The 3965-nt window shown below is 50.7% G+C and carries 9 protein-coding genes; all 9 read left to right on the top strand.

Going from position 1 to position 3965, the window contains the following annotated elements; all coding sequences use genetic code 11:
- On the top strand, positions 1 to 979 hold a 979-nt coding region (locus NWE95_00650), incomplete at its 5' end, for a hypothetical protein (protein MCW4002410.1).
- A 2-nt stretch (positions 980 to 981) separates the two neighbouring features.
- Positions 982 to 1983, top strand: a complete 1002-nt coding sequence (locus NWE95_00645; protein MCW4002409.1) for a hypothetical protein — start codon at positions 982 to 984, stop codon at positions 1981 to 1983.
- Positions 1980 to 2270, top strand: a complete 291-nt coding sequence (locus NWE95_00640) for a hypothetical protein (GenBank protein MCW4002408.1) — start codon at positions 1980 to 1982, stop codon at positions 2268 to 2270. The genes NWE95_00645 and NWE95_00640 overlap by 4 nt, the downstream gene beginning before the upstream one ends.
- Positions 2267 to 2629: a hypothetical protein gene (locus NWE95_00635; protein ID MCW4002407.1), complete on the top strand. Its 363-nt coding sequence runs from the start codon at positions 2267 to 2269 to the stop codon at positions 2627 to 2629. The genes NWE95_00640 and NWE95_00635 overlap by 4 nt, the downstream gene beginning before the upstream one ends.
- A gap of 3 nt (positions 2630 to 2632) precedes the next feature.
- Positions 2633 to 3043: a hypothetical protein gene (locus NWE95_00630; GenBank protein MCW4002406.1), complete on the top strand. Its 411-nt coding sequence runs from the start codon at positions 2633 to 2635 to the stop codon at positions 3041 to 3043.
- Positions 3027 to 3275 carry a hypothetical protein gene (locus NWE95_00625; GenBank protein MCW4002405.1) on the top strand — a complete coding sequence of 83 codons (249 nt, stop codon included), beginning with the start codon at positions 3027 to 3029 and terminating at the stop codon, positions 3273 to 3275. The genes NWE95_00630 and NWE95_00625 overlap by 17 nt, the downstream gene beginning before the upstream one ends.
- 2 nt (positions 3276 to 3277) lie before the next feature.
- Positions 3278 to 3487, top strand: a complete 210-nt coding sequence (locus NWE95_00620; GenBank protein MCW4002404.1) for a hypothetical protein — start codon at positions 3278 to 3280, stop codon at positions 3485 to 3487.
- The gene (locus tag NWE95_00615) at positions 3484 to 3807 is read left to right on the top strand and encodes a hypothetical protein (GenBank protein ID MCW4002403.1); all 324 of its coding nucleotides are present in this window, start codon (positions 3484 to 3486) and stop codon (positions 3805 to 3807) included. The genes NWE95_00620 and NWE95_00615 overlap by 4 nt, the downstream gene beginning before the upstream one ends.
- The coding region (locus tag NWE95_00610) for a hypothetical protein (protein MCW4002402.1) at positions 3782 to 3965 on the top strand (184 nt) is incomplete at its 3' end. The genes NWE95_00615 and NWE95_00610, both read left to right, overlap by 26 nt.

The following is a 3965-nucleotide window of genomic DNA, read 5'->3' as shown; positions in this document are numbered from 1 at the left end:
TCTTGCAGCAAACCCGATTGTGGCTGTTGTTGCCGCCATAGGCTTAATCATCGGCGCCTTAATCGCCGCATACAACGCGTGCCCAGAATTCCGCGCCGCGATAGACGCTATTGGCAAAGCGCTTGGAGACTTCTTTAAGCCTATTCTTGAAGCGGTAACCGCCGCGTTAACATGGCTGTGGGAAAACGTGCTCGTTCCTTTGGGTAATTTTATTGTGGGCACGTTTATCGGCGTTTGGGAAGGGTTAACTGCGGCGTGGCACGTGCTCAGTAGCGCTGTTGACGCGGTTTACAACGGGTTAAAGTGGATTTGGGACAACATCTTCGTTCCAATAGGCAATTTCCTCGCTGGCTACTTCATGAGCGTTCTGCAGGGGCTCGTCTGGGTCTGGAACACCCTCTCTACCGCTGTGAACACTGTTTATAATGGTTTGAAGTGGTTGTGGGATAACGTGCTGGTTCCGCTTGGCAACTTTATAGGAGGCGCTTTGCTGGGTGCGTGGAATGCTTTTGCGAACGGGTTATCGTGGGCTTACAACAACCTCATTAAACCAGTTTTTGACGCGTTGAACTGGGTTTACATTAACGTTTTGAAGCCTATCGCTGATTTCTTAGGCACCATTTGGAACGGCTTAAGCGGAATAGGCAATGCGGTAGGCGGATTCTTCGGCGGAATCGGCAAAGCGTTAGGCTTCGCTGAAGGCGGAATCGTAACGGGACCAACATTGGCTTTAATCGGTGAGGCTGGCCCTGAAGCTGTTGTGCCGCTGCGTGAATTCGGCAATTTACCGGCAGGCAATGGCTCAGGCGTGGTTAACTTGTATGCGCCTCTGATAACGATTGAGGGTAACGCGGACCGCGCAACTGTTGAGGCTGCCGCGCAACGGGTTATGCAGAAGCTGAGAACCGTGATCGTTGAGGCTTCCAGCAGTGTTGCGTCTTCCACGCGGAAGCGAATACGGACAGGAGGCAGATTCTAAAAATGGTTATTCTTGTTGAGCAAGTGAGGCAGCTAACTAACGAGAGCAACTTAATTGATGATTCAACGACTTATACTCGTTCTTTCTCGCGGTCATGGGGCACACTCAAAAACTACGGAAACATAGTGCTTTCAGCAAATTCGCTTGTGGTTTTCAGTTTTCAACTCAACACTTCAGGATACAATGTACGGCTAAAAATCGGGAGTTACTATGTTTGGGGCAAGAACAATGTTGGTACTGGAACTTTCACGGGCATAGCTTACGTGGCTTCGGGCACGCACGCGGTTGTTGTTGAAGACAGCAGCTCAGGCGCGGGCTCCAGCATCAGCAACTTCAAACTGGGCAAAGCCAAATTCACCGACGAAGCAGGCTCAGCACTTAACAACTACTCATCCACGATTAACCTGACGGTGGCGAACCGCTCCACTCTGCCTGTTGGCTCACTGAAGAACGCTGTGTTTATGGTTCGTGTCTGGGCAAAAACCGCAGGCGCTCAGACGAATTTTGAGAATCCAGGCGACTCGTTGACGAACGGTGTTTCCTTAAGCGTTGACGGCTCGCAAATCACTTGGACGGAGCGCAACCAGGACGATGCAAACTATGAAAACGCGAGCGCCACATACTATTGCACTTTAACCGTTGGAAGCAGCCACAGCTTCGCCATTACCAAAGACAACGGCAGCACTACAGTGAACATTAGCGTTTATGCTTGTCCTTGGCTGCTTTTCGGCAGCCTCAGCGAGCCTGTAGCCATGAATTTTGCGCAGAATAGCACGTTGTATTTGATGCTTGAACCGTTAGACCTGAACCCGACTAAAAGCGTGAAGGTTGGAAAGAAGCGGGCGGTAAGCTTTGGCGACGCCACAGATTATTTCAGCTCTGCCAGCGGCACGGGTTTGCTGGTCTACAGCTACCTTTTTGATGCTGTGCAGATTGACACAGTTTCACTGTATGTCAGCGGGTTAGGCGCTTGCATAAGCCACATTGGAGTGGATGTTGTTTGACCGTTAAAATTACTCAGGTGTCCACAACCACAGGCGAAGTGACGCTGACAATAGCTTACGATAACCCCGCGGGCAGCGGAACCATGTTTGCTTTCGCGTTGAAGAAGCAGGATCTGTTTGAGCGGCTTAGAAGAATCCGCGAGTTGCTCGGGAGACCTTTGACGCTGCAGGATGCAAAGCTGGCACTGCTCGTCATCATAAACGAGCTGAGGGCTGGACGAATCAGTGTTCCTGAAGACTTCAATTTTGGAGCAGTTATTGATGTGGAGCTGGAGCCTTCGCCATGAGCGTTACATTAGACAGCCAAACCTTGAACGTGGTCAACTGGGAAGAGGACTTGACGCCTTTATCAACGGCATTTGACAAGTGGGAGAACGGCACGGCAAAAAGAAAAATCTCCGTATTCGGCTACGTGCGCACGTTTAAACTAGACTGTTTCGAGCAGGATGTTGCTTGGGCGAGTAGCCTCGTGAAGTATTTTGAGGAGAAAACCGCTGCAGGCGCCACATTAGCTTTTGCAAGCACTCTGGCTGTTAGGAACGTGAGCAGCACAAACGTCAAAATAACTAACGTAAGCTTCTCGGCGGTTGATGTGGCTGCGCAGAATCACAGAAGCTTCAGTTTAGAGTTGCAGGAGGTATTATAGACTTTGAAGAAAGGCAGTCTTAAGAAAACCGTGGAAGGGTTGAGTTCTGGCGATGTTGTTTGCGTGGAATGGTGCGATGCAAGCACTGGCAAAAGCAGCAGTTACGCTGGAGTCATTGATGTCCCTGTTAAGAGTTGGGGCGTTTTTGTTGGCTTGCTCGGCAACCAGACTAAGCATATAGTTTTGGCTCAGAACAGTTTTCAGTATGCGGATGGCTTGTACGATTTGGATTATACGGCTATTCCGTTGAGTTGGGCTGTGAACGTTGTGGTTATTGAGCGTGGGCATTTTTCGCCGCAGGTGGCTACGGGCTTGGTGAATAGTTTTTTGATGAAGGACCGCAAGGTCTTCAGCCAATCTAACCGCCATCGGACTTTTCAGAGGAGGTTGAGCACTCATGGCAGACCCGATTAAACGAGCCTTAACGCGAAGGCGTGTTCAGCGTGGAAAGCTGGTTAGTGAGGAGCCTGATGAGCAGCTTGTGTACGTGGTAAAATTCGGCATCGGCATGACCGTTTGCCTAGCTGCCATAGAAATTGCGCATTTGGCTTTACTACGTACATGGAACAGCGAGATATTCGCTGCACTTACCGGCTTGAGCGGCACGGTTATTGGGATTTTTGTTGGTAAACGCGGAGGTGAATGAGGTTGGAGACAAGTGAGAATGGGGAAGCGGCGTTTGTGGCTGTTGGGAGCGCGTGTGTGGCTGCGGCTACTTATGTTGCGTCTCAGCCAATTCCTGATGTGGTCAAAGCCCCGATATGCGCCATTGTCGGTTCGGTTGGTGTGGCGTTGTTGGCGTATTGGAAAGCCAAAGTCAACGTGAACGTGGCGTTAAGCGGTGAGGGTAAGGCGTGAGGGCGTTTGAGGTTAGGGCAGCCTTTGAGAAGCTGTTTAAGCGGCTGGATGTTATCGATGCTAAAGTTAGCGCTATGCCTGTTGTGCAGGTTCAGGTTTCAGAGCGTTTTCTGCCTACGATTATTGCGTTGTCTAAGTTGGGGAGGCCTGCCTTGGCTGGAGAAGTCGCTGCGGTCACGGGCTGCAAGCGTACGCACGAGAGCATGGTTCTCAACGAGTTGGTGGGCAGAGGAATAGCAACTAAGGAGACGCGCGGCAGGAAGCACTATTTCAGTTTGAAGGTGAAACTCGAAAATGAAGGGCAAACCGTGGACTGCTGAAGAGGAGAAGCAGCTGGAGCAGATGCTCCGCGAGAACAGGTCAGTAAGAGCCATAGCGAAGGCTCTGGGAAAAACCCGTGATTGCATTCGAATAAAGATTGCGCGTCTTGGCTTAGATGTAGTAGTGCGGGCAAAATCAGAGCGCACTACAACAACCA

The organism is Candidatus Bathyarchaeota archaeon (assembly GCA_026014725.1).
Taxonomy (GTDB): Archaea; Thermoproteota; Bathyarchaeia; order Bathyarchaeales; family Bathycorpusculaceae; genus Bathycorpusculum.
This window is presented reverse-complemented; position numbering and strand designations above follow the sequence as displayed.

Coding starts and splice junctions, on each gene's coding strand:
- NWE95_00635 (MCW4002407.1), top strand. CDS start 2,267: ATGAGCGTTACATTAGACAGCCAAACCTTGAACGTGGTCAACTGGGAA.
- NWE95_00645 (MCW4002409.1), top strand. CDS start 982: ATGGTTATTCTTGTTGAGCAAGTGAGGCAGCTAACTAACGAGAGCAAC.
- NWE95_00625 (MCW4002405.1), top strand. CDS start 3,027: ATGGCAGACCCGATTAAACGAGCCTTAACGCGAAGGCGTGTTCAGCGT.